Origin of the sequence: Pseudonocardia sp. MH-G8 (genome assembly GCF_002262885.1) — a bacterium.
Lineage (GTDB): Bacteria > Actinomycetota > Actinomycetes > Mycobacteriales > Pseudonocardiaceae > Pseudonocardia.
Map to the genome: position 1 here is coordinate 1,130,477 of NZ_NKYF01000001.1, position 25,075 is coordinate 1,155,551.

Annotated in this window: 22 protein-coding genes; 11 read left to right on the forward strand and 11 right to left on the reverse strand. The window is 73.0% G+C overall.

The window, feature by feature from the left end; genetic code table 11:
- Positions 1-31: 31 nt before the first annotated feature.
- Entirely contained in the window at positions 32-727 is a 696-nt protein-coding gene (locus CFP66_RS05385) for a response regulator transcription factor (RefSeq protein WP_094920770.1), read from the reverse strand.
- Positions 724-1,896, reverse strand: a complete 1,173-nt coding sequence (locus CFP66_RS05390; protein ID WP_094920772.1) for a sensor histidine kinase — start codon at positions 1,894-1,896, stop codon at positions 724-726. The genes CFP66_RS05385 and CFP66_RS05390 overlap by 4 nt, the downstream gene beginning before the upstream one ends.
- Before the next feature lie 166 nt (positions 1,897-2,062).
- On the opposite strand from CFP66_RS05390, the gene CFP66_RS05395 reads away from it, so the two are divergent.
- Positions 2,063-2,848: a hypothetical protein gene (locus CFP66_RS05395; protein ID WP_094920773.1), complete on the forward strand. Its 786-nt coding sequence runs from the start codon at positions 2,063-2,065 to the stop codon at positions 2,846-2,848.
- Positions 2,849-3,026: 178 nt separating this feature from the next.
- Here the strand turns inward: CFP66_RS05395 and CFP66_RS05400 are convergent, their stop codons facing one another.
- On the reverse strand, positions 3,027-3,464 hold the full coding sequence (locus CFP66_RS05400) for an OsmC family peroxiredoxin (protein WP_094921588.1): 438 nt from the start codon (positions 3,462-3,464) through the stop codon (positions 3,027-3,029).
- A gap of 117 nt (positions 3,465-3,581) precedes the next feature.
- A complete protein-coding gene (locus CFP66_RS05405; RefSeq protein ID WP_094920775.1) occupies positions 3,582-4,052 on the reverse strand; it encodes a L,D-transpeptidase in 471 nt (156 codons plus the stop codon).
- A gap of 264 nt (positions 4,053-4,316) precedes the next feature.
- Here CFP66_RS05405 and glmU point away from each other — a divergent pair, with 264 nt between their 5' ends.
- The 4 genes from glmU to pth all read left to right on the forward strand — a co-directional run bounded on the left by glmU (position 4,317) and on the right by pth (position 8,374).
- Positions 4,317-5,819 (forward strand): bifunctional UDP-N-acetylglucosamine diphosphorylase/glucosamine-1-phosphate N-acetyltransferase GlmU, encoded by a 1,503-nt coding sequence (gene glmU / locus CFP66_RS05410; protein ID WP_094920777.1) that lies wholly within the window; start codon positions 4,317-4,319, stop codon positions 5,817-5,819.
- 5 nt (positions 5,820-5,824) lie between these two features.
- Positions 5,825-6,796 (forward strand): ribose-phosphate diphosphokinase, encoded by a 972-nt coding sequence (locus CFP66_RS05415; RefSeq protein ID WP_094921589.1) that lies wholly within the window; start codon positions 5,825-5,827, stop codon positions 6,794-6,796.
- 358 nt (positions 6,797-7,154) lie between these two features.
- Complete coding sequence (locus CFP66_RS05420) at positions 7,155-7,787, forward strand: 50S ribosomal protein L25/general stress protein Ctc (RefSeq protein ID WP_094920778.1); 633 nt, start codon at positions 7,155-7,157, stop codon at positions 7,785-7,787.
- Between the two features lie 5 nt (positions 7,788-7,792).
- The gene (gene pth / locus CFP66_RS05425) at positions 7,793-8,374 is read left to right on the forward strand and encodes an aminoacyl-tRNA hydrolase (RefSeq protein ID WP_094921591.1); all 582 of its coding nucleotides are present in this window, start codon (positions 7,793-7,795) and stop codon (positions 8,372-8,374) included.
- A 93-nt stretch (positions 8,375-8,467) separates the two neighbouring features.
- Here pth and CFP66_RS05430 read toward each other — a convergent pair whose 3' ends face one another.
- The gene (locus CFP66_RS05430; RefSeq protein WP_094921592.1) at positions 8,468-10,132 is read right to left on the reverse strand and encodes a fatty acyl-AMP ligase; all 1,665 of its coding nucleotides are present in this window, start codon (positions 10,130-10,132) and stop codon (positions 8,468-8,470) included.
- Between the two features lie 246 nt (positions 10,133-10,378).
- Between CFP66_RS05430 and CFP66_RS05435 the strand changes: the two genes are divergently transcribed.
- Both CFP66_RS05435 and CFP66_RS05440 read left to right on the forward strand, forming a co-directional pair.
- A complete protein-coding gene (locus tag CFP66_RS05435; protein WP_094920780.1) occupies positions 10,379-11,728 on the forward strand; it encodes a dipeptidase in 1,350 nt (449 codons plus the stop codon).
- A 503-nt stretch (positions 11,729-12,231) separates the two neighbouring features.
- Positions 12,232-15,015 carry an FAD-binding and (Fe-S)-binding domain-containing protein gene (locus CFP66_RS05440; RefSeq protein WP_094921594.1) on the forward strand — a complete coding sequence of 928 codons (2,784 nt, stop codon included), beginning with the start codon at positions 12,232-12,234 and terminating at the stop codon, positions 15,013-15,015.
- 172 nt (positions 15,016-15,187) lie between these two features.
- Here the strand turns inward: CFP66_RS05440 and CFP66_RS05445 are convergent, their stop codons facing one another.
- The gene (locus CFP66_RS05445) at positions 15,188-15,739 is read right to left on the reverse strand and encodes a TetR/AcrR family transcriptional regulator (RefSeq protein WP_094920781.1); all 552 of its coding nucleotides are present in this window, start codon (positions 15,737-15,739) and stop codon (positions 15,188-15,190) included.
- A 128-nt stretch (positions 15,740-15,867) separates the two neighbouring features.
- On the opposite strand from CFP66_RS05445, the gene CFP66_RS05450 reads away from it, so the two are divergent.
- The 4 genes from CFP66_RS05450 (at position 15,868) to CFP66_RS05465 (ending at position 19,800) form a co-directional block, all read left to right on the forward strand.
- Positions 15,868-16,305 carry a nuclear transport factor 2 family protein gene (locus tag CFP66_RS05450; protein ID WP_094920783.1) on the forward strand — a complete coding sequence of 146 codons (438 nt, stop codon included), beginning with the start codon at positions 15,868-15,870 and terminating at the stop codon, positions 16,303-16,305.
- A gap of 279 nt (positions 16,306-16,584) precedes the next feature.
- Entirely contained in the window at positions 16,585-17,970 is a 1,386-nt protein-coding gene (locus CFP66_RS05455) for a sugar ABC transporter substrate-binding protein (protein WP_158228031.1), read from the forward strand.
- On the forward strand, positions 17,967-18,914 hold the full coding sequence (locus CFP66_RS05460; protein ID WP_094920786.1) for a carbohydrate ABC transporter permease: 948 nt from the start codon (positions 17,967-17,969) through the stop codon (positions 18,912-18,914). Before CFP66_RS05455 ends, CFP66_RS05460 begins: the two co-directional genes overlap by 4 nt.
- Positions 18,901-19,800, forward strand: coding sequence for a carbohydrate ABC transporter permease (locus CFP66_RS05465; protein WP_094920788.1), 900 nt, complete (start codon positions 18,901-18,903; stop codon positions 19,798-19,800). Before CFP66_RS05460 ends, CFP66_RS05465 begins: the two co-directional genes overlap by 14 nt.
- A gap of 13 nt (positions 19,801-19,813) precedes the next feature.
- Here CFP66_RS05465 and CFP66_RS05470 read toward each other — a convergent pair whose 3' ends face one another.
- The 5 genes from CFP66_RS05470 to CFP66_RS05490 are packed head-to-tail and all read right to left on the reverse strand — an operon-like array spanning position 19,814 to position 24,795.
- Positions 19,814-20,713 (reverse strand): hypothetical protein, encoded by a 900-nt coding sequence (locus tag CFP66_RS05470; RefSeq protein WP_094920789.1) that lies wholly within the window; start codon positions 20,711-20,713, stop codon positions 19,814-19,816.
- Entirely contained in the window at positions 20,710-21,738 is a 1,029-nt protein-coding gene (locus CFP66_RS05475; RefSeq protein WP_094920791.1) for an NlpC/P60 family protein, read from the reverse strand. The genes CFP66_RS05470 and CFP66_RS05475 overlap by 4 nt, the downstream gene beginning before the upstream one ends.
- Entirely contained in the window at positions 21,735-22,217 is a 483-nt protein-coding gene (locus CFP66_RS05480; RefSeq protein WP_094920793.1) for a poly-gamma-glutamate biosynthesis protein PgsC/CapC, read from the reverse strand. Before CFP66_RS05480 ends, CFP66_RS05475 begins: the two co-directional genes overlap by 4 nt.
- On the reverse strand, positions 22,217-23,410 hold the full coding sequence (pgsB, locus tag CFP66_RS05485) for a poly-gamma-glutamate synthase PgsB (protein WP_094920794.1): 1,194 nt from the start codon (positions 23,408-23,410) through the stop codon (positions 22,217-22,219). Before pgsB ends, CFP66_RS05480 begins: the two co-directional genes overlap by 1 nt.
- Positions 23,407-24,795, reverse strand: a complete 1,389-nt coding sequence (locus tag CFP66_RS05490) for a HAMP domain-containing protein (RefSeq protein WP_143517122.1) — start codon at positions 24,793-24,795, stop codon at positions 23,407-23,409. Before CFP66_RS05490 ends, pgsB begins: the two co-directional genes overlap by 4 nt.
- Positions 24,796-25,075 lie beyond the last annotated feature (280 nt).

The following is a 25,075-nucleotide window of genomic DNA, read 5'->3' on the forward strand; positions in this document are numbered from 1 at the left end:
GGCTCGACCTCCCTGCGTCCCGTCCTGGGTCTCAGGTGCCTCTCGTCCGCTGACCGCCCGGCCGGAGCAGACCGCTCTCGTAGGCGACGATGACCAGCTGCGCCCGGTCCCTCGCGTGCAGTTTCGCCAGCAACCGACCGACGTAGGTCTTGATCGTCGCGGGGGACAACCCCAGCCGTTCGGTGATCTCGGTGTTCGACAGACCCCGGGCGATCAGCTCGAGGACCTGGAGTTCCCGCTGCGTCAGCACCTGCAGATCGCGGTGGATCGGCGGGTCGGCCTCGGGGCGTCGGGCGAACTCGGCGATCAACCGCCGGGTGATGCCGGGGGCGAGGAGCCCCTGCCCGTCGGCGAGGACCCGGATCGCGTGGCACAGCTCGGCAGGCGGGGTGTCCTTGAGCAGGAACCCCGCCGCACCGGCCCGCAGCGCGGAGTAGACGTAGGAGTCCTGGTCGAACATCGTGAGGATCAGCACCTGCACCCCCGCAGCCCGCTCCGACGTGCAGATCCGGCGGGTGGCCTCGATGCCGTCCACGACCGGCATGCGCACGTCCATCAGCACCACGTCGGGGAGTTCCGACAGGGCCAGTTCACACGCTTCCGCCCCGTCACCCGCCACGGCGACGACGGTCATCCCCGGCTCGGCCTCGATCAGCGCGCGGAAGCTCCCCCTCAGCAGCGCCTGGTCGTCGGCGATCAGTACCCGGATCGGGGCGGCCGTCGTCACGGGCCCTCCGCCCCGATCGGTGGGTACGGGAGGGCCACGGACACCCCGAAACCGCCCTCGGGCAGGGGCCCCGCGGTGAAGGTGCCGCCGTACATCGCGGTGCGCTCCCGCATACCGGCCAGTCCGTGCCCGGGCCTGCCGGTGCTGCGAGGGCCCTGGGTGCCGTCGTCGACGACCTCGGCCCGGACGACGCCGCCCTCAGCCCACACGTGCACCCGGCACGTCGCCGGTGCCGCATGTGCCATCACGTTCGTCACCGCCTCCTGCACGATCCGGAAGGCGGCCAGCTGGACCGTCCGGGGAACGTCGCCGAACCCGCCCGGGGCCCCGTCCGCGAACAGTTCCACCCGCACCCCGGCACCGGAGGCGGCCTCGACGAGCCCGGCCAGTCCCTCGAGCCCCGGCGTCGGCTCACGCCCGCTGTCCTCCCGCAGCGCGCTCACCAGCCGCCGGGTCTCGGCGAGGGCCTCGCGGCTCGTCGTCTCGATGGTCCGCAGCGCCTCACCCACCGCTTCCGGCCGGCTCGACGCGAGGTGGTTCGCGACGCCGGCCTGCACCGCGATCAGACCCATTCCGTGGGTCAGGACGTCGTGCAGTTCACGGGCGATGTGCAGCCGTTCGTCGACGACGATCCGGTGCTCGCGCTGCCGCTCCAGCTCCACGGCCTGCCGTCGCTGCTCGGCGACCATCCGACCCGCCTGCCAGCAACCGAGGACCAGCGGGACACCGATCCCGAACCACCACGCGGATGTGGGGCGCAGGACCTCGCCGGCGATCGTGCCGACGGCCACCGCCACCAGGGAGCACACCAACGCGTACCGGGCCGGCCGCCGTGGCTGCGAGAGCGCCAGCTGACAGGCCACCAGCGCCGCCCCGAGGAACGGATCCCACAACACGCCGAGCACCGCCCCCGCGAGCCCCGCACCGAGCGCGACCGCGAGTGCCGGGACGGGCCACCACCGCCGTACCGCGACCGCCGCGGCGACGCTCGTCGCGACCGCGAAGGACGCGCCCACCCGCCAGCCCGGGTCCGGATCGTCCTTCAGGAGGTTCCCCCCGACCGTGATGTCCACGGCGAGGACCAGGACCACGAGCAGCACGTCACCGACCAGGCCACGCACGGGGCTCGCCCCGAAGGCAGCGCTGCTGCGGGTGGCCGCCACGGTCATGCCCGCATCGTAAGCACGCAGCTCACGGCGGACATCGGAGCTGAGGTGATCAGCCCCTGGTCCGATCGCCGCTGTGGAAACCGCCCGGGCTCCGGCGCAGGTACCACCCCGAAGTGTCCGCCTCGGGCCGATCCGCGACCGGTGCCCCGGACACCACCCTGGGCCGATGAAGATCACGGCCCCGCGCTGCTTGCAGCGCACAGATCCGCGCCGCGTCACGTCCGGGCCCGGCGGCACCTCCCCGTTCCCGGGGCCCTGGGTCGGGGGCGTCGCCATGCTCGCCGGACCGGTGCTCCTGCTGATCGGCACGTTCCTGCGCATCGGGTACGACTTCTTCTTCACCGATCAGCTGCGCGGTTTCGCGGAGGACCCCGCTCTGATGACCGCGTCCTACAACTGCTGGCTGGCGGGCGACATCCTGCTCTGGCCCGCGGTTCTGGTGCTGGCCCACCGCATCGCCCGCACCAGGCCGCGGTGGGCCACCTGGGCAGCGGTGATGGTGCTCATGGGCCTGTTCGCCCGTTCCTACCACTACGGGGCAGGCTTCCTGGCGTTCCAGCTCGTCGAGCTCCGGGGGCTGCCCGCCGCCACGGCGTTCATCGGCGACGCCTACGGCGACGCGACCTTCCAGGTGATCCGGTACCTCACGTTCACCATCATGTTCGGCTGGTACGTCCTGGCCGTCGCCGCCTACCTCAGCCGGACCTTGGGTGCGGTACGGGCGATCGGCCTGGGAACCATGTCGTTGGTGCCGCTCGGCATGCTGAAGGGCACCGAGACGATGACCGTCATCGGCGCCATCGGACTGTGCGTCGCGTTGCTGCCGACCGGTGTGGAACTGCTCCGCGACGCCGTCCGACGGACCCGCCGACCGCGCCGCGCCGACGTCGGCTTCGGGCTGCTGGCAGCCGTGGCCGTGCTGGCACTCGCCGAGCTCGGCACCTACGGCTGACCGCCCGTTCCCCGAGCTCCGATCACGACGAACGGCACTTCCGTCGGCGGGATGCCGACGGAAGTGCCGTTCGTTGCTGGGTTCAGCGACCGCCGGGACGCGGCGGCGGCTCGGGCGGACGCCCGTTCCCCGTGCACCTCATGTCAACCCCTCTTCTTCGCCAGAACCGTGATCCGCCTCAGTCGAGGGCGGCATCCAGCGTGATCGTGGTGCCGGCCAGCGCCTTGCTGACCGGACAGCCTGCCTTGGCCGCCTGCGCGGCCTGCTCGAACGCTGCCGCGTCCAGCCCTTCGACCTCGGCACGGACGGTGAGCGCGATCTCCGAGATGCGGAACCCGCCCGCCGGGTCCGAGCCCAGCGTCACATCGGCCCGCACGTCCAGCGACTGCGGTGTGCCCCCCGCACGCCCGATCTCCGCCGAGAGCGCCATCGCATAGCACGCCGTGTGCGCCGCGCCGATGAGCTCTTCCGGGCTGGTGGTGCCGTCCGCAGCGTCCGCTGTGCGCTTCGGGAAGCTGACGTCGAACGTGCCGACCCCGCTGCTGGTGAGCTCGACCTGGCCGGACCCCTCCTGGATCGAGCCGTTCCAGGCCGTCCGGGCAGTGCGCGTCGCCATGGTGCTGGTCCCTTCGTCGCTGTCGGTTCCCACCCTGACAACTGGTACGTCGTCCGGATCATCCGCCATGGCACGGGTGATGAGCCGACCGGTCGGTGACCGACGGCGAACGGTCGATCACCGGACCTCGACCCGATCGTCGATCTGGAGGAAGTCGTAGAACTGAATGGCGTCCTCGTGCCCGAGCCGCACGCAACCGGACGACGTGCTGTCCAGGCTGCCCTCGTGGAACGCGATCCCGCCCTCCGCGAAGAACACGGCGAACGGCATCGGTGCGCCGTCGTGCTCCTTGCTGCGGTGGTAGGTGTTCTTCCACTCGACGCGGAAGTCGCCGGTCGGGGTCTCGTGGCCCGGCGAGCCCTTGCTGACCGGGACCGGCCCGCGCACGACCGTCCCGTCCTCGATGAGCCAGGCCTGCTGCGCGGCGAGGTCGACGCACGCGCGGGCCTCGGCGCTGCACGGTGTGCCCGCCACCGGCGCGTCCTCGGCGTACGCGGCGCCGGCCGGCCCGAGCCCGCCCAGGACCACCAGCGCGGCCACGATCACCGACGCCGGACGCAGGTGAGCGGCCCTGCGGTGCTTGCCCATCGAATGCCTTCCGTGACTGGAACCGTCCACACGCCGCCGTGCCCGTGCTGTGACGATTCCGGTACGGAGAGTGCCCGGACCGGACAACGACCAGGTGCCGGTCCCGGTTACGGCGCCTCACCGGGTGACAGCGCGCAGGCGGGTGACCCCGTAGGATTCCCCGGTCCCGACCGCCGGCACCGGCGCGTCGAGCCGCACCCCCGCGGCATCGCCGTTCCGCTCGCCGCACCGGTCCGCAGCAGCAGAACCAGGGAGAGGGCTGAGATGCTCGACCCGTACGGGCCAGGGTCGTCCGACACGCCGGCCCGTCCCGCCGCCGCGATCGTGCTGGCGGCCGGCGAAGGCACCCGGATGCGGTCCGCCACTCCGAAGGTCCTGCACCCGATCGGCGGGCGCAGCCTGCTCGGTCACGCCGTCCACGCCGCGGCCGCGCTGGAGCCCGAGCACCTCGTCGTGGTCGTCGGCGCGGGCGGCGACCAGGTGCGGGCGGCGATGGCCGAGATGGCCGACGAGCTGGCCCGCCCCGTGCTCGCCGCCGAGCAGCAGCAGCGGCTGGGCACCGGCCACGCGGTCCGCTGCGGGCTGGACGCCCTGCCCGACAACCTGGACGGCCCCGTCCTCGTCACCTACGGCGACGTGCCGCTCCTCGCACCGGACACGCTCGGCGCGCTGCTGCAGGAGCACGCGTCGTCCGGCTCGCCGGTCACCGTGCTCACCAGCGCGGTCGAGGACCCCACCGGCTACGGCAGGGTGCTGCACGCACCCGACGGCACCGTCTCCCGCATCGTCGAGGAGCGCGACGCCTCGCTCGAGGAGCGGGCGGTCAAAGAGATCAACTCGGGGGTCTACGCGTTCGACGCGGCGTTCCTCCGCTCGTCGATCGGGCAGTTGCGCCCCACCAACAACCAGGGCGAGCTCTACCTCACCGACCTCGTCGCGATGGCCCGCGGGAGCGGCGCCGACGCCCGCGGCCTGCGATGCGGTGACGCGTGGCAGGTCTGCGGCGTGAACGACCGCGTGCAGCTCGCCACGCTCCGCGCCGAGCTGAACCGGCGCCTGCTCGAGCGGTGGATGCGCGAGGGCGTCACCGTCGTCGACCCGGCCACCACCTGGGTGGACGTCCAGGTGCGCCTCGAGCCCGACGTCGTGCTGCATCCGGGCACGCAGCTGCACGGCTCCACCGCGGTGGCCGGCGGCGCGGAGGTCGGCCCGGACACCACGCTCACGGACTCCGAGATCGGGGCCGGCGCCGTCGTCGTGCGCACGCACGGCAGCGGCGCCGTGATCGGCCCGGGCGCGTCCGTCGGACCGTTCGCCTACCTGCGGCCCGGCGCGCGGCTCGGTGAGCGCGGCAAGATCGGCACGTTCGTCGAGGTCAAGAACTCCGACATCGGGGCGGGCACGAAGGTGCCCCACCTCACCTACGTGGGCGACGCCACGATCGGCGAGCACAGCAACATCGGGGCGTCCTCGGTGTTCGTCAACTACGACGGGGTGCGCAAGCAGCGCACGGTCGTCGGCTCGCACGTGAAGACCGGGTCGGACAACACCTTCGTCGCTCCCGTGCAGGTCGGCGACGGTGCGTACACGGGTGCGGGCGCTGTGCTGCGGGAGGACGTGCCGCCGGGGGCGCTGGCCGTGTCGGCCGGGTCACAGCGCACCATCGAGGGGTGGGTCGCGCGGAAGCGGCCCGGCACTCCGGCCGCCGAGGCCGCCGCACGCGCGGCCGACCCGGCCATCGACGTCCATGGAGGCACAGCACGGTGAGCGCGATGTCGGCGACCCCCAAGAAGAACCTCATGCTGTTCTCGGGACGGGCTCACCCGGAGCTGGCCGAGCAGGTTGCGAAGCACCTCGACGTGACGATCACGCCGCAGTCGGCGTACTCGTTCGCCAACGGCGAGATCTTCGTCCGGTTCGAGGAGTCGGTGCGCGGCTGCGACGCGTTCGTGCTGCAGTCGCACTCCGCACCGATCAACGACCAGATCATGGAGCAGCTCATCATGGTCGACGCCCTGAAACGGGCCTCGGCCAAACGCATCACCGTCGTGATGCCGTTCTGGGGCTACGCGCGCCAGGACAAGAAGCACCGCGGCCGCGAGCCGATCTCGGCCCGGCTGATCGCCGACATGTTCAAGGTCGCGGGCGCTGACCGGATCATGACCGTCGACCTGCACACCGCGCAGATCCAGGGCTTCTTCGACGGCCCGGTCGACCACCTCTTCGCGCTCCCGGTGCTCGCCGAGCACATCAAGCGCACCTACGCCGGGCACGAGATGTCCGTGGTGTCCCCCGACTCCGGCCGCGTCCGGCTGGCCGAGCGCTGGGCCGAGACCCTGGGTGGCACGCCGCTGGCGTTCATCCACAAGACCCGCGATCCGCGCCGTCCGAACGAGGCGGTCGCGAACCGCGTCGTCGGCGAGGTCGACGGCCGGCTCTGCGTCGTGATCGACGACATGATCGACACCGGCGGCACGGTCTCCAAGGCCGTCGATGTGCTGCTGAAGGCGGGCGCCAAGGACGTCGTCGTCGCGGCCACCCACGGTGTGCTCTCCGGCCCGGCTCGCCAGCGGATGGCCGACTCCGGAGCGCGCGAGGTGATCTTCACCGACACGCTGCCCATCCCGGACGACAAGCGGTTCCCGACGATGACGGTGCTGGGGATCGCCCCGCTCCTCGCCCGCGCGATCCACGAGGTCTTCGACGACGGCTCCGTCACGAGCCTCTTCGACGGCAACGCCTGAGCCCCAGCCCTCCTCACCTCCCCCCGCGAGTCGGGGTCCGAGCGTGCACGAGTCGCGATCCGGGTGCCCGGGTCGTGCACTCGCGCCTCGACATGCACGCATCCACACCCCGACTCGCGCACGGTGGGCCCCGACTCGCGGGGTGGCGGCACCCGGGCGTCGGAGGTGGCGGCACCCCGGGCGGCGGGGGCGGCGGCACCCCGGGCGGCGGAGGGGCGGGGCCGGGCGCGTAAAGTCGACAGCCGTTCCGCGGCGAGGGCGGGTGCACGCTGGCCCGCCGTGATCGACGCAGACCCGGTCCCCCCGGTCTGCTTCGCCGCGCGCGTCCACCGCAGCAGTTCCGATCGAGGAGACCATCGTGGCCGAGGCCCGTATCGACGCCGAGACCCGCACGGAGTTCGGCAAGGGCGCCGCCCGCCGCACCCGTCGCGCCGGCAAGATCCCCGCCGTCCTTTACGGGCACGGCACCGATCCGCAGCACCTCTCGCTGCCGCAGCTCGAGTTCGCGCGGGTCGTGCGCGACCAGGGCCGCAACGCGGTGCTCACCCTGAACATCGGCGGCAAGCCGCAGCTGGCGCTCACCAAGACCGTCGTGACGCACGCGGTCCGGCCCTACATCGAGCACGTCGACCTGCTGGTCATCAGCCGCGGCGAGAAGGTCGCCGTCGAGGTGTACCTGGTCGTCGTCGGCGACGCCGCTCCGGGCACGCTCATCGCGCAGGAGCTCAACACCCTCGAGATCGAGGCCGACGTCTCGAACATCCCGGAGCAGATCGAGGTCTCCGTCGAGGGTCTCGAGATCGGCGCCCAGGTCCACGCCTCCGACGTGCGGCTGCCCGAGGGCGCCGAGCTCAAGGCCGACCCGGAGCTTCTCGTCGTCAACGTCGTGGCCTCGCCCACCGAGGCGCAGCTGGAGTCGGAGGTCGACCTCGAGGCCGCCGGTGTGGTCGAGGACGCCCCGGAGTCCGGCGCCGAGGCGTCGGAGAGCTGATCGTGGTGCCGGGCCCCGCTCTGGTGGTCGGGCTCGGCAACCCGGGCCCCGGCTACGCCGAGACCCGCCACAACGTCGGTTTCAGCGTCGTCGAGCTGCTCGCGGCGCGGGCAGGCGGTGGCCGGTTCTCCAAGCACCGCAGCAACGCGGACGTGCTGGAGGGCAGGCTCGCCGGGCGCCGGGTCGTCCTCGCGAAACCGCGGACGTACATGAACGTCTCCGGCGGCCCGGTCGCCGGGCTGGCGAAGTACTTCTCGGTGCCGATCGAGGACGTCGTCGTCGTGCACGACGACCTCGACCTCGGCTTCGGGGTGATCCGCCTCAAGCGCGGCGGCGGCGAGGGCGGCCACAACGGGCTGCGCTCGATCACCGGCGCGCTCGGCACCCGGGAGTACCTGCGGATCCGGTTCGGCATCGGCCGCCCACCCGGCCGCCAGGACCCGGCCGACTTCGTGCTCAAGCGCTTCTCCGGCGCGGAGCGCAAGGAGATCGAGTTCGCCGTCGACCTCGCGGCGGACGCCACGGAGTCGCTCCTGTCCGACGGACTGGAGCCCGCGCAGAACAAGTTCCACGCGCTGAGCGGCTGACAGGCTGACACCGCACCTTGGGAGCCGTACTGCTGTTGTTCGGCGCTCCTGACAGCAGTAGGGCTCCAAGGTGCGGGGGTCTGCGGGGGTTGGTTACCCGCGGGCGCGCAGCAGGTCGCCCGTCGCGGCGCGGCGGAGCTTCCCCGATGGGGTCTTCGGCAGCGAGCCCGGGCCGAGCACGACGACCTCGGCAGGCCGCACACCCACGGCGGACACCACCCGCCCGATGACGTCCTTGCGGATGAGCTGCTCGGCCTCCGCGTCGCCCGCCTTGCGCGACTCCACCGCGACGGCGAACGACTCGCGGTGGCGCCCGCCCTCGCCCCCGGCCGGCACCCGGACCGCGACCGCGTTGCCCGCCCGCACGTCGCCTGCGGTGGCGGCGGCGCGCTCGATGTCGGTGGGGTAGATGTTGCGGCCGCCCATGATGATCACGTCCTTGCGGCGGCCGCAGACGACGACCGCGCCATCGGCGAGGTAGCCCTCGTCGCCGCTGTCGAGCCAGCCGTCGGCGTCCTGCGTGGCGACCGGGCCGTCCACGGTGAGGTAGCCGGGGGTCACCGAGTCGCCGCGCAACTGCAGCACGCCCACCTCGCGCTCGCCCAGCACGTGGCCGTCGTCGTCGACCGCCCGCACCTCGATGCCCGGCAGCGGCGGGCCGAGCAGCGGGAAGGCGCGCGACGGTCCGTCACCGGCGGGCACGGCACGGCGGTGCGTCTCCAGCTGGTCGGCATCGATGTGGTCGACCTCGAGCCCCGTGTCGATCGGCGCGAACGACACCCCGAGCGCCGTCTCGGCCATCCCGTAGGCCGCGAGCACCGACCCGGGATCCAGGCCGAACCGCGCGCCCGCGTCGGTGAAACCCGCGACGGCGGCCGGGTCGATCGGCTCGGCCCCGTTCAGCGCGATGCGCAGCGACGAGAGGTCGAGCGAGCCCTCCTCGGCGCGCGCGAGCTGGCGGCCCAGCACCGCGTAGGCGAAGTTCGGGGCGGCGGTGACCGTGCCGCGGTACTTCGAGATCAGCTCCGCCCAGAGCAGCGGCCTGCTGAGGAAGTCGACCGGTGTGACGGTCACCAGTTCGAGCCCGGTGGCCATCGGGACGGTCAGGAACCCGACCATCCCCATGTCGTGGAACAGCGGTAGCCACGACACCATCACGTCGCGCTCCACGTCCAGCGCCGACGCCTGCACCATCCCGGAGATGTTGGCGTGCAGGTTGCGGTGGGTGATCCGAACGGCCTTCGGCTCCGCCGTGGATCCGCTGGTGAGCTGCAGGAGCGCGGTGTCGTCCTCGCCCGCAACGTCCACGTCGGGCTCGAGGCCCTCCGCGCCCTCGGCGAGCCCGTCGAGCGTCCGGAACGGGATGCCGCGCTCGGTGAGCACGGGCGCCAGCGCATCGAACGGGGCGCCGAGCAGGACCAGGCGTGCATCGATCATGTCCAGCACCGACACCGTGTCCTCGGCCCATGCGGCGAGGTCGGTGCGCGGGGTCGGCTGGTGCAGCATGGTGACGCTGCCGCCGCAGAGCCAGACGGCCTGCGCGGCCGGGGCGATCGACACCGGCTCACCGGCGAGGACCCCCACCGCGGCGCCGCGCTCGATGCCGGGGCTGCCCGCGCGCAGGGCCGCGGCCATGCGCCGCGCGTCCCCGTGCACCTGCGGCCACGTCCGGCGGGACGGCTGCGTCGGTTCGCCCGTCGTCATCCCGCGGGTCGAACGGGCGGCGGAGTCCAGCAGCATCGCGAGGAACCGGGACATGGTCACCGAGCCTACGGTCTGCCGTCGCTCGCGGTGCTGCCGGATCGGACACCGTGGACACCGCCCCGCATAGCGCCGAGGCCGCGACACGCGTGCACCAGACCCCGACTCGCGGAGAAGCGGAGAAGTGGCGCGCCCAACTTCCGCGAGTCGGGGTCTGAGCGCGTGCGTATCGCGATCCACGCTGCGCAGGCAGGAGCTCTGGACGTACGCCGGCGCGGGGAGGGAGCACTAGCATCGGGCGGCATGTCGGACCAGCTTGACAGCGCTCTCGCCTCGGCCGTCGACGCCGCGCTCCCCCGCGCCCGCGCCGACCTGGAGCGGCTCGTCCGCATCCCCAGCATCTGGGCCGATCCGGCGCACGCCGAGGACACGCGCCGCAGCGCCGACGCCGTGGCCGAGCTGGCGCGGGACGCGGGGGCCGCCGACGTCTCCGTGATCGCGGCGGACGGCGGCGCGCCCGCCGTCGTCGCCCGGTTCCCCGGCCCCGCCGGCTCCCCGACGGTGCTGCTCTACGCCCACCACGACGTGCAGCCCACCGGCGGCGACGAGCACTGGACGAGCCCGCCGTTCGAGCCCACCGAGCGCGACGGCCGCCTCTACGGCCGTGGCGCCGCCGACGACAAGGCCGGTGTGATGACGCACCTTGCCGTGCTGCGCGCCTTCGAGGGGCATCCCCCCGTCCACGTCACGCTGTTCGTGGAGGGGGAGGAGGAGTCCGGCTCCCCCACCCTCCCGGCGCTGCTGCGGGAACACCACGAGCTGCTCACCAGCGACGTCATCGTGATCGCCGACGCCGCAAACCCCGCGGTCGACGTCCCGGCCCTCACCACCACCCTGCGAGGGCTCGTCGACGTCACGGTGGAGGTCGCGATGCTGGAACGGCCGGTGCACTCCGGCGTCTACGGCGGCGCGGTCGGCGACGCTCTCACCGCGTTGTGCCGCGCGCTCGCCACCCTGCACGACGCGGACGGCGAAGTCGCCGTGGCCGGGCTGGTGCACGGTGCCTCGGACGCCCCGGACCTCGACGAGGCGGTCTTCCGCTCCGATGTCGGCCTGCTCGAGGGCGTGCAGCTGCTGGGCGGGGGCAGCATCCCGACGCGGTCCTGGGCCAAGCCGGCCGTCGCCGTGCTCGGCATCGACGCACCTCGCGTCGAGGAGTCGGCCAACGTGCTGCTGCCGCGGGCGCGCGCACGGGTCGGCATGCGGCTGGCGCCCGGCGACGACGCCGTCAAGGCGCAGCGCGCGCTCGCCGAGCACCTGGAGGCGAACGTGCCGTGGGGCGCGCACGTGACGGTCACGCCGGAGCCCGGGATCGCCGCACCGTTCACCGTGGACAACACCGGCACGGCCTACGACGCCGCACGCCGCGCGTTCGCACAGGCGTACGGCAACCCGGTGGTGGAGACCGGCATCGGCGGCTCGATCCCGTTCATCGGCGAGTTCGCCCGGGTCTTCCCGGGCGCGTCGGTGCTGGTCACCGGCGTGGGCGACCCGGCGAGCCGCTGGCACGGCATCGACGAGAGCCTGGACCTGGCGATGTTCGGCCGCGCCGCACTGGCCGAGGCGCTGCTCCTGGCGGAGCTCGCCGGGTAGACCCGCGTCGACCTCACCCGTTCGCCGCCTTCGACGACGCGGCGCACGGTGTCGGGGCCCTCGCGGCCACGCTCACGCACGTCTCGCGCGCCGACTCTCCGTCATGAGCGCCAGCGGTGGTGTGAGGGCGTCAGATCTGTCGCCCTCACACCACTCTCGCTGATCTGGCTTGTACCCAACCCGACCACCCTCGGCGCGGAGGTCGAGCTCGGCGCCGGACCGACTGCGCGTGAAGCCCCGGGCGGGGTGGGGCCGGAGGCGTCGAGCCGGGAACGGCGCGCCCACCGCAACCCGGCGGCCGCCCCCTGATTCGTACCGCGCACCCCGCCCACGGAGGAGAGCGGAGGGTGCGTGGGCGGGCCGCGGCCGGACGCTGCAAGGCCCCGGTGGACGCTCGTGGCCACCGCGCTCGTGGCGCTGATGGCCCCGATCCGCACCTCGAAGCTGTCCTGCATTTCGGAGGCGCTCACAATGATGACCGTGGAGTCGAGGTGCGGGGGATCATGATCGAGAAGGCGCTGCGGGAGACCGTGCGCGGCGAGGTCGCGTTCGACACCGCCACCCGCGCTCTCTACGCCACCGACGCGTCGAACTACCGGCGCGTCCCGCAGGGCGTGGTCTTCCCGCGGAACAGCGAGGACGTGGCCGCGGTCCTGGCCGCCTGCCGCGCGCACGGCGTGCCGCTCACCGCCCGCGGGCGGGGCACGTCGATCGCCGGCAACGCCGTCGGGCCGGGTGTCGTGCTGGACACCTCGCGCCACCTCACGCGGATCCTGGAGATCGACCCGGAGCGGCGCACCGCCTGCGTCGAATCCGGTGTTGTCCTGGACGAGCTGCAGGCCGCCGCCCGTCCGCACGGGCTGCGCTTCGGCCCCGACCCGTCCACCCACAGCCGCGCCACGATCGGCGGGATGATCGGCAACAACGCGTGCGGCTCGCACTCGGTGGCCTGGGGCAAGACCTCGGACAACGTCGAGGAGCTCGACGTCCTGCTCGCCGACGGCACGCGGATGCAGCTCGGTGCCGGACAGGACCACCCCCGCCTGCAGGAGCTCGTGTCGCGCCACCTCGGCGAGATCCGGCGCGAGTTCTCCGGGCTGTCGCGCCGGGTGTCGGGCTACGCGCTGGACCAGCTGCTGCCCGAGAACGGTTTCCACGTCGCCCGGTCGCTCGTGGGCAGCGAGGGCACCTGCGCCACCGTGCTCGGCGCCACCGTCTCGCTCGTACCGCTCCCCGCGGCGACGGTGCTGCTCGTGCTCGGCTTCCCGGACGCGATCGCGGCCGCGCACGCCGTGCCCCGGGTCCTGCCGCACCACCCCGCCACGGTCGAGGGCATGGACGCGGAGCTGCTCGCGCTGTTCACGAGCCGTCCCGGCCGCGGAGCCGTCGACCTGCCCGACGGCGGCGCGTGGCTGTTCGTCGAGATGACCGGCGACACGCAGGCCGAGGCCACCGAGCGCGCCCACGTCCTCGCCGCCGAGCTGCGCGACGCGGCGACCGCCCAGGTGATCACCGAGCCGGCCGCGCAGCGCGTGGCGTGGCGGGTGCGCGAGGAGGGGGCGGGCCTGGCCACCCGGCTGGCCGACGGCTCGGAGGCGTGGCCCGGCTGGGAGGACGCGGCCGTCCCACCCGAACACCTCGGCGCGTACCTGGAGGACTTCGCCGCACTACTGCGCCGCCACGGTCGCAAGGGCGTGACCTACGGGCACTTCGGCGAGGGCTGCCTGCACGTGCGCATCGACTTCGACCTCGTCTCCGACCGCGGCCGGGCCGGATTCCGGTCGTTCTCCCACGACATCGCGGACGTCGTCGTCGCGCACGGCGGGTCGCTCTCCGGCGAGCACGGCGACGGGCGGGCCCGCGCCGAGCTGCTGCCGCGGATGTACAGCGAGCCGGTCATGCGGGCGTTCGGCGCGTTCAAGGCCATCTGGGACCCGGAGGGGTTGCTCAACCCGGGCGTCCTCGTGCAGCCCGACCCGGTGGACGCCGGCCTGCGCTTCCACCCGCCGCTCGACCGGGGCACGCTGCTGGCGTTCGCCCACGACGGCGGCAGCATCGACCAGGCCGCGCGGCGCTGCGTCGGTGTCGGCAAGTGCGTGGTCAAGGAGCCGAGCGGGGTGATGTGCCCCAGCTACGCCGTCACCGGCGCGGAGGAGCACTCCACCCGGGGCCGGGCGCACATGCTGATGGAGATGCTGCGCGGGGAGACGATCACCGACGGCTGGCGTTCCACCGAGGTGCGCGACGCGCTGGACCTGTGCCTGTCGTGCAAGGGCTGCAAGAGCGACTGCCCCGTCGACGTCGACATGGCCTCCTACAAGTCGGAGTTCCTCGCCCACCACTACGCGGGCCGGCTGCGCCCGGCGTCGCACTACTCGATGGGCTGGCTCCCACTCTGGGCGCGGCTCGCCTCGCTCGCGCCCGGCCTGGTCAACCTGGCCGGACGCACCCCCGGCGTGCGTGCGCTGCTCAAGCGCGTGGGCGGGATCGCGCAGGAGCGAGCGATCCCGCGGTTCGCGCCCGCGACGTTCACCCGCGCGTTCCGTCGCCGCCCGCAGCGGCCACCGGTGGCGGCGCGGCCCGCCGTGGTGCTGTGGCCCGACACGTTCAACAACCACCTCACCCCGGAGGTCCTGCGCGACGCCACCGAGGTGCTCGAGGCCGCCGGCTTCGACGTGCTGGTGCCGCCCGGCCAGGTCTGCTGCGGGCTCACCTGGATCACTACCGGCCAGCTCCGGATCGCGCGCCGGGTGCTGGAGCACACCGTCTCGGTGATGCGGCCGTACCTGGACGCGGGGCTTCCCGTGGTCGCGCTCGAGCCCAGCTGCGCCGCCGCCCTGCGGGCCGATGCCACCGAGCTGCTCCCCGACGGCGCCCGTGCGCTGGCCGAGCAGACGCTCACGCTCGCAGAGTTCCTGCAGCGCCACGCCCCGGACTGGGATCTGCCCGCCCTCGGTCGCACGGCGATCACCCAACAGCACTGCCACCAGCACGCCGACCTGGGTTTCGCCGCCGACGAGGCATTGCTCGCGAAGGCCGGCGTCGCCAACCGCACGCTCGATTCGGGCTGCTGCGGCCTGGCCGGCAACTTCGGCTTCGAACAGGAGCACTATGCCGTCTCGACGGCGGTGGGCGAGCGGGTGCTGCTGCCCGCCGTCCGCGACGCCGACGCCGACACCCTCGTGGTGGCCGACGGCTTCAGCTGCCGCACCCAGATCGCCCAGGAGACGCCGCGGCGGGCGCTGCACCTGGCGCAGGTGCTGCGCATGGCGCTGCGAGCCCGCTGAGCCGTCCACCACTTCGAGATACGCTGACCGGCCCCTGCCACCCTCGACGGGCAGGGGGCCGGTCGCGCTGCGCGAGACTCCCCACCGGGGTCCCCCCGACCCCGCCCGCGCACAGATCACGCTAGGCCGTCACCCCCCTCGTCCGGATCGGTCGAAAGGTTGATCCTCACCCCTACTTCGGTTGGAGCCCGTCGCGCACCACGGCGAGCAGCCGGTGGCGCAAAGCCGGATCGGGGTCGGTGCGCACCGCGTACAACAGGCCCTTGAGCAGGGCGATCAGGTCGGAGACGGAGACGTCGCGGCGGACCGCACCGACTTCCTGCGCCCGGGCGAGGAGGACACCGAGCGCCTCGTGCATCTCCGCCACCGCCTCGGCGACCCGCGCGGCACCCGCACCGGCGAACGCGTCCGGGAGGTCGCGCTTCGCGTCCGCCTCCTCGGTGACCCGGTCCAGGAACCCGGAGAACGCGGCGCCGGGGTCGGAAGCGCCGGCGCGGGCGCGCGCATCGGCCGCCAGCTCCTGCACCCGGACCAGCGAGACGGCTTCGAAGAGCGCCTCCTTGGTCGGGAAGTGCCGGTAGACGGTGCCGGGCCCGACGCCCGCGGCGTCAGCGATGTCGTCGAGGGGCACCGCGAAGCCGTGTTCGGAGAAGGCCTGGCGGGCCGCGGCGAGCACCCGGTCGCGGTTGCGCCGGGCGTCGGCGCGCAGCGCTCGCTCAGACATCGCAGTCCGCGATACGTGCGCGCCCCGACCCGCGAGTGGCGAGGGGTTCGGGCTCGAGGCCGCCAAGCGGGGCACGCGTTCCGTATCGTCGAAGCGGGGTCACCGTTCCGATTCTAGGGAGAACGAGCATGCACCGCAGCCCGCGTGAGGTCGTCGAGCAGGTCCGCCGGATGGTCGCCGGCGAGGGGGTCGAGTTCGCCGACCTCTTCGCCCTCGACGGCGTGCTGCGCTACCCGTTCGCCCCGCCGGGCACACCAGGTGAGCTGCGCGGCCGGCAGGCGATCCGCGAGTTCCACGGGCTCGCGTCCGGGCAGCGCGAGCTGCTCGAGATCGCGGGAGTCGACGCGCTCGTCCGGGAGACCGACGACCCCGAGGTCGTCGTCGTCGAGATCGAGCACCACGGGCACTCGCGCGCCACCGGCGGGCCCTACCGGTTCCGGGCCCTCGGCGTCATCCGCGTGCGGGACGGCGAGATCGTCGCCTACGACGACTACATGGACCCCATCGCGATGGCAGCACTGCTGGGGCGCACCCCGGACCTGGCCGCAGCACTCTCCGCTGCCTGATCCGCACCCCGACGCACTGGCGAGTAGGGCCCGACTCGCGGGGGTGAGGGCGCGACTCGCGGAAGGGCGGGCCCGACTCGCGAGGGGTGAGGCCCGACTCGCGGGGGGGCGGGCACACCCCCGCGAGTCGGGGCGTGCGGCGCGCGTGTCGCGCTCCGTTCAGAGATGGCGGGCTCCCACGCAGTAGGCGGCATCCGCCGCGCACTTGACTCCTCCCGGTCGCGACGGCTAAGACTGCACCCGTCAAGCCGTGAAATCGATTCCACGGGTCGGAGGACGATGACGTCGCGGAGCACGCGAGCCCCTGCCACCGGGTTGCCGGGGCGTGCCGATCCCCCTGTCCGCTTCGGCCGCCGCCGCCTGCTCGCCGGGGCCGCCGCCCTCGGCGCCGCCGGGCTCGGGCTGGCCGGCTGTTCGGGCACGGGGAGCTCGGAACCCCTGCAGTTCTGGAACGCCCACGCGCCGCAACCGTCGGGCGACCCCGAGGTGGTCGCGCAGAGCGAGTGGTACTTGGCGGCGATCGACCACTGGAACGCGCACCACCCCGAGCAGGTCGTGCCGATGTTCGTGCCCGACTACGTCAACCCGATGAACCCGCGGATCGCCACGGCCTTCGCCGCGGACAACGGGCCGGACATCTTCATGATCTCCCCGGGCGAGTTCCTGCGCTACTACAACGGCGGGGTCCTGCTGGACCTCAAGCCGTACCTGACGCAGGAGGCGCTCGACGACTTCTACCCCGAGGCGCTCGGCACGCGCATCGTCGGGGACGGGATCTACGGTCTCCCGATCGAGATCGACCCCATCAGCCTGTACTACGACGTGGCGGCCTTCGAGGAGAGCGGCCTGTCCGAGGGCGACCTGCCCACCACGTGGGACCAGCTCCTCGACGTCGCCGAGCGCCTCACGACCCCGCGGCGCTCCGGGCTGGTGCTGGAGACCAAACCGGGCTACTACCAGAACTTCATGTTCTACCCCTGGCTGTGGCAGAGCGGCGGCGAGGTGATCGATCCCGCGACACAGCTGCCCGGACTGGACTCGGACGCCGCGGTGGCCGCGCTGGAGTTCTTCGGCGCAGGCATCGCCCGCGGTGTCTCCCCGCGGACGCTGCCGGCCGGGGGCGAGATCGTCCCGGGGTTCACGCAGGGCCTCGCGGCGATGTGGCAGACCGGCCCGTGGACCGTCGCGGAGTTCGAGCTGCAGGCGCCCGACCACCGGTACGGCGTGCTCCCGCTGCCGCAGCCCCCTGGTGGGGAGCGGATCACGTCCGCGGGCGGGTGGGCGTGGGCCGTCAACAACCGGGGGCGCAACCCCGACGCGGCCGCGCGCTTCGTCGTGGAGTCGATCGGCAGCATGAGCGCCGAGAGCGTCGCGCGCGGCGCGGACTGGAACTACCGCGCCAAGTCGAACCTGCCCCCGCGCAAGTCGGTGGCCTCCGCCAGCGAGCAGCTGCCGTCCTACCACCAGCCGGCCCGGGCCGCGCTGCGCGAGCTGCTCGACTCCAGCCGCGGCGAGCCGCGGTACCCACCGGTGCTCTACAAGGCGCTGTCCAACGCCATCCAGTCGGTGCAGCTGGCCGGAGGCGACGCGCGCGCCCAGGCCCGGCTCGCCCAGGACGCGATCGAGAGCTTCCTCCAGACCTACGAGGGAGGCACGCTGGTATGACGGCAGTGTCGCTGAACCGCACGGCCGGGCGTTCGAGCACCGGCCGCGCCCCGCTCACCCCGATGCGCAAGCGCGAGCGCCGGGCCGCCTTCCTGTTCCTGCTCCCCGACTCCCTCGGGCTCTTCGTCTTCGTCGTCGTGCCGATGATCCTGGCGATCGCGCTCGCGTTCTTCTCGCTCGACGGGTTCGGCCACCTCGAGTTCATCGGCCTCGACAACTACATCCGGCTGGCCCAGGATCCGCAGTTCTGGGCCAGCCTGCGCACCACCGCGATCTACGTGGTCGTGACGGTGCCGGTGATGTTCGTCGTCAGCCTCGCGCTCGCCGTCCTGGTGAAGGAGCAGTTCCCCGGGGTGGGCATCGTCCGCAGCGCGCTGTTCCTGCCCTACGTGATCAGCCTCGTGGTCGTGGGCATGATCTGGCAGTTCATGCTCACCGACAAGGTCGGCGTGGTGTCGCGCGCGCTCGCCTTCGTGGGGCTCGACGGGATCTCGCCCCTCGGATCGCCGAACCTGGCCCTCACCGCGGTCATCCTGATCTCCGTCTGGTTCCAGATGGGCTACTACATGATCATTTTCCTCGCCGGGCTGCAGGACATCCCGCGCGAGCTCTACGAGGCGTCCCGCGTGGACGGGGCGAGCCCGTGGCAGCAGTTTCGCGGCATCACCCTGCCGCTACTGGCCCCCACCAGCTTCTTCGTGCTCCTCACGAGCACGATCGCGGTGGTCACCGGAGGTCTCGACCTGGTCTACGTCCTCACGCAGGGCGGCCCGGCGGGCGCGACCAGCGTGATGATCTTCTTCGTCTACGAGCAGGCGTTCCTGTTCGGCGAGTACGGCTACGCCGCCGCGGTCGGCTCCGTCCTGCTGGTGGGGCTGCTGGCCTGGTCGGCCCTGATGTTCTTCCTCACCCGCGGAGGGCGGTTCAGCCATGCCGACGACTGACCAACTCCTGGAGGCGACGGCGCCCGCCGGCTCCGTCGGTGCGAGCCCGGAGCGGCGCAGACCCGCACCTCGCGCCCGGTGGACGCGCCGCAACATCGGGCTGTTGACCCTCGGCCTCGTCCTCGGCGTCCTCACGGTGCTGCCACTGGTGATCATGGTGTTCGGCTCGTTCAAACCCGAGGCCGAGGTCACCGCGCCCACGATCCTGCCCCAGGAACCCACGTTCGAGAACTACGTCTACGTCTTCACCGAGGTCCCGTTCCTGCGCTACCTGCTCAACAGCGCATTCATCTCGGCCGTGATCACGGTGCTGGCGCTGTGGTTCCACTCGATGGCCGCCTACGCCCTGGCCCGGCTGCGCTTCCCGGGCCGCGAGGCGATCTTCCTCGTGATCTTCTCGACGCTGCTGGTCAGCCTGCCCGTGATCATGGTCCCGACGTTCGCGGTGGTCCGCACGCTCGGCATGGTGGACAGCTACGCCGGCCTCATCGTCCCGGCGATCTTCAACGCCTTCGGGATCTTCCTGCTCCGCCAGTTCTACCTCTCGATCCCGGCGGAGCTCGAGGAGGCGGCGCTGCTCGACGGGGCCGGCTACTGGCGCGTCTACTGGAGCGTCATCCTGCCGCTCTCGCGGCCGATCCTCTCGGCGCTGACGGTGTTCTTCTTCCTCGCCAACTGGAACTCGTTCGTCTGGCCGCTGACGATCACCTCCGACCCGAACCTGCGCACGGTCCAGGTCGGCATCGCGAGCTTCCAGCTGCAGTACACCGGCAACTGGAACTACACGCTCGCCGCCGCCACCGTGGCCGCCGTGCCGATGCTGGCGCTGTTCTTCTTCTTCCAGCGCCACATCGTGGAGTCGATCAAGAGCGCCGGCTTCAAGTAGCGGCCCGGCGACGTCAGCCGGCCAGGCTCGCCAGCGCCGCAGCCGCGTCCTCGGGCCGCTTGCGCAGGTCGGCACTCATCTCGACGTGCGCGAACGGCAGGCCGAACAGGGACGCGGCGTGGCCCTGCACGTTCGTCGTGCCCTCGAGCCCGCGGCAGCGCTGCGACCACGCCCGGCAGACCGACAGGTCGGCCTCCTCCAGCCGGTCGGCAAGGTCACGCACCGCGGGCGCGGGCTCCTCCGGGCCGCCACCCAGCACGACGTCGTCGTCGAGGTCGTCCCGCTCGCCGAAGCCGTGCAACTGCAGCTGCGGGAGCCGCAAGCGGACGCTCAGGTCCACGGCGAGCGCGTGGAACAGCGAATCGACCTCGTGCGCCACGTCGGCCCGCTCGTCCGCCGCCCTGCGGTGCGCGCCGGCCTGCAGGTAGATCGCGTCCGGTCGGGCCGCGAGCACGGCCAACCCGACCTCTTCGGTGCCGTAGTCCGCGTTCGGGTGCGGTACCTCGATCAGCAGCCGGGGTTCCTTGTCGAGCGGGAGAGCGAGCAGCCCCCAGGACCGCTCCGAGTCCGGGTCGCTGCGCGCCACGAGGAACTCGTCCCCCGTGGCGTTCGCCGAGACCCCGACCGTGAACCCCGCGTCCTCCATCGCGCGGCGGGCCGGGTCGCCCCCCGCCTCACCCGCGCCGAGCAGCGCGGCGACAGCCCCCACGACGGCCTCGCGCTCCGCCCGGTCGGGCGGGCGGTAGGGCCCGCTCGGCAGGAGCTGCCCGGTGAAGTCACGCACGTGCTGTTCCAGCAAGGGGCCGTCCTCTTCACGGGGGGCGAGTGTCGCAACCAGCGCCGCCACCGCGACGAGCGAGAGCACCACGAGTACGGCGACGGCGGCACGGGTCCGGGTCGGCGTACGCGTCACAGCCGCTTCGCCACCCGGAACGAGCGGGCGTAGTGCCCGCCGCCGTCGAGCAGGGAGGGGCCGCCGAGGTCGCCGAGCGTCGGTCCGTCGGCACGCACGCGGCTCGAGAGGAACCGGTGCTGCCCCGTCTCGTCGCGGCCGAGGTAGATCGCCGAGTGGTCGATCCGCTGGTCGGGCGCCCCGTCGAGATCGAAGAAGAGCAGGTCGCCCGCCTGCAGCATCCCCAGGTTCGACGGGGGCGTACCGGTGTCGGGCAGCAGGACCGTGCCGGGCCCGACCTCCACCATCGCACGGGCGCGGCGCGGGAGCCCCTCGCCGCGCTCGTTGTCACCGCGCAGGGGGTAGCCGGCCCGGTAGCCGTACACGAGCCGGATGAAACCCGAGCAGTCCGCGGCCCCGTAGTGGTTGGGATCCGGCTCGCCCACGGCGCCGTCCTCGAAGGTCCACGGGATGCCGAGGTAGTCGAGGAAGTCGGAGTTCTCCACGGGCGGGGCGCCCTCCGGCGCGGCCGGGCCGTAGTGCGCGTCGCCCCGGATGCGCACTCCCTCGGGATTGCGTTCCTCCGGCGCGCCGTCCAGGTACTGGGTAGCCATGGTGAGCACGTCGGGCTGGGCACTGCTCAGGTTCTGCTGGAACCACGATCGGAACCACGGCGCGTTCTCGGCACCCGCCTGCCACTCGTCGGGGAGCAACCGCACCCAGACGCGGGTGGTCACGGGTGCCCCGCCGAACTGCGGCTCGGCGAAGGTGCGCTCCGGTCCGTCCAGGGTGACGGTGCGCGACCCGTCGGTGAACGTCGCGAGCACCCTGCCCGACGCGTCCACCACGGTGGTGCGCGCGGGCTCGTCCCGGCGCAGGAAACGCATGTCGCTCGCGGCGGTGCGGGACGGCGGCGCCGCGACGGCCGTGGCCGGCACGACGGCCTCTTCGCGCACCGCGCCGACCACGATGCCGCTGATGCCCACGACCATGGCGAGCCCGCCCATCGCGGCCCGACGGGCGGTGAGCGCCGAGCGCCGGGTCACAGGGCGGACACCGCCCCGAGCACCAGGCCGCTGGCCAGCACGCCGTAGCTCGCGAGGCTCACGGCCGACGTGGCCAGCACGGTGGCCAGCGGCGGCTGCCGCACCAGCTGGTAGGCCACCAGCCCCGGGATGACGAAGCCGAGCGTCTCGTGCGCGAAGAGCAGCGGGTAATCCCGCTGCACCAGCAGGAAGAGGCCGGTCGAGAGCAGGACCGAGAGCATCATCACGGCGGCGAACAGCCGCTTGCCGTAGAGGATCACCACCCGCTGCAGCCCGCGGATGGCGAGGTAGGCGACCACCGTGACGCCGGCGATCACCGCCACCTTCATGGCGTCCTCCACCAGCGTCAGCGCCAGCCAGCCCGGCGTGATCATGCCGCCGGGCGAGAGGTTGGTGGTGAGGTAGCAGACGAGTGCGAACAGCAGCCCGATCGCCAGCGCGATGGTGGCTGCCTGCGGCGCGAGCGTGCCCGCGAGCATCAACCCACTCCGACCGGGACGGCGGGCGGCAGGCCGTGCATGCGGGAGAGGAGCACCTCACCCTGCCCGTGGATGTTGCCGACCGCCACGACGGAGCCGATCCCCGCGGGACCGATCGCCACCGCCTCGAGGAACGCGGCCAGGTCGAGGGCGCCCCCGAGGTCGACGACCCGGTCGGCCAGCTCGCGCGGCACCCGGCTGCGCGCCGTGTGGGTCTGCTCCCCGATGAGCACGATCCGGTCCGGGCGGACCCGCCCGGACAGCTCGCCCATCTGCCCGTTGCGCTCGACCCGGTCGGGGCGGCAGTTCACCACCATCGTCAGCGGCGCGGAGATCATGCCGCGGCTGCGCAGCAGCTCGATGTTCATGAACGTGGACTCGGGGTCGTTGGCGGCGAAGATGTTGGCGAAGGCGATCCGGCCCCGCGGGGTGGCGTAGGTGTCGACGGCGACCGTGCCGGGGTCGGGGCGAGCCGCCACCATCCCGGCCATCGCCTCCCCGCGACCGACGCCGCACAGGTGCGCGACGGCGAGCGCGACGGCCACGTTCTCCTTGAACGTGATCCAGCGGAAGCGTTCCATCTCGTCGTCCCGGACCGACTCAGGATCGACGGCGACGAGCCGGCAGTTCCGCCGGTCGGCTTCCTCCTGCAGGATGTGCAGCCGGTCGCGCTCCGCGGTGACGCAGATCCCGCCCACCGGCATCGAACGCGACAGCGAGCGGGCCACGTCGTCCAGCGTGGGGCCCATCTCGTCGAGGTGGTCCTCCCGCACGTTGCAGATCACGCAGATCGTGGAGCGCACCAGCTTCCGCTCGTTGATCTCCTGCAGCTCCGGCAGCACCGCCATACACTCGATGACCAGTGCGTCCGGCCGCCAGGTGGCCGCGCGCTTGATGATGCCGATCTGCTCGACGATGTTGGCCAGCCCGAACTTGCGGTGGATCGGTTCCTCGGTGCCGTCGGGGAAGACGAAGCGGGCGGCCGTGCCGGTGGTCTTCCCGACCGTCCGCAGGCCACCGCCGCGCAAGGCGCCCGCGCACAACCGGGTGATCGAGCTCTTGCCCCGGATGCCGTTCACCACGATGCGCTCCGGGATCGACTCCAGGCGGCGGTGGTGGCTGCGCTGCTCCACGAGGCCGGCCACCAGCAGGATCAGGCAGCCGGCGACGTACACGCCGAACAGGAACGTCATGCGATCACCGCACCCGGCCGGGCCCGCGCCGCCGCGAACCGGTTGGTGGCCGCCACGGCCGTGCCGATCTCGTCGAGGCGCTGCGCGGCCAGCGGCGGCACCGGGTTCCCGGCCGCCAGCGCCTCCACGTGCCGGACCAGCCGGCGGGCCGGGGTGACGACGGTGACCGCGGTCCACCCCAGCGCCGCCAGCGCGAGGCTCGCGCTCACCACGATCACGACGAGGGCGGCGCGCCTGCTGTCGTCCCCCGCGAACGCGGCGGCGGCGACGTCCTGGTCCTCGATCAGCACCCAGCCCACGTCGATGGCCGAGCCGGGGGCGCCCACGCGCGCGGCGGCGGCGACCCGCTCACCTTCCGGCGTGGCGATGGCGGGTGCGCCGGTGGACGCGGTGGCGGCGATCGTGCTCAGCGCCGGGTCGTTCAGCGGGGCGAACGCGGTGTATCCGGCCGTGTCGAGGACCGTGGCCTGCTGCGCGTCGATCACCCGGGTGTGCACGCCGTCGGCACGGAGCACGTTGTTGAGCCCACGGGGGTCGAACTCGGCGACGAGCCTGCTCTCGCCGTCCCACATGGGGGTCGAGGCCACCACCAGCGGCTCGGCGCCGCTGGTGTTGGCCTGCACGACCCGCGACTCCTGACCCACGGCGTCCAGCGGGGCGGCGGGCGGGCGTCCCGCGGTGGCGACGGGCTGCCCGGAGGCGTCGACGACCGAGACGGACCGGAACAGCGCCTCCGCCTCGAGGGCCTGTGCGGCCGTCGTAGCGGGGTCGGCGACGGCGGCGCCGGTGGGCGGATCGGCAGCGCGTTCCAGGACGGTGAGCCCGTCGCGCAGCGCGGCGCCCAACTCCTGGGCCCGTGCCCCCGCACCCGCACCCGCTTCGCGTGCGACGAGGTCGGCCTGCGGGGCGACGCCGCCGACGGTGGCGGCCGCGGCCGGGATCGCCCACCCCAGGACGAGGACGGCCGCGAGGCACGGCGCGACGGCCAACGAGACGTGGCGTCGGGACCGGAGCCTGCGGCGCCCGGGGCGGATCCGGTGGAAGCGGTACAAGGCGAGGGCGATCCGGTCGAGCTCACCGGCCCGGGAGCGCGGCACCACGTCGGCACGATCCTCGGTGACCATCCGCGCCATCGCGTCGCCGAACCGCCGGACCGGCGCCACGAGCCCGGCCCAGAGCAGGACGTGGCTGAGCACCGCCACCCCCACGAGGACGGCGGCGAGTCGCCAGTCCGGCCACCGCCCGTCGCCGCTCACCGCCACGGCGAGCAGCGCGACCACACCCGCCAGCAGCGCGGTGAGCGCCGCGAGCGGGCCGGTGTTCACGCCACCCGCGAACCGGGGCTGCGGGAAGGGCGGGATCTGCGGGGCGGAGGTCCTCCTCATCGGGAGAGGGATCGTCGGCGGGGAGCCGGGCGTGCTCAACGAGCGTGTCCCTTCGAACGGTTCCTGGGGCTGCCGGTGGTCACGCGGCTGGGGATCCGCGCGCTCTACTGGCCCCGTCATGTCACGAGCACAGGTCCGAGGAGTCACGATAGCGTGACGGTGTACCCCGAATGTCGCAGTGTCAGGTCACTGTTCGACGACCGGGAGTCGGGGAGTCGGCGAACGGCAGGCGAATCCGACTCACCCGCTCGTGTTCACCGTGACGCACCGCGATCAACCC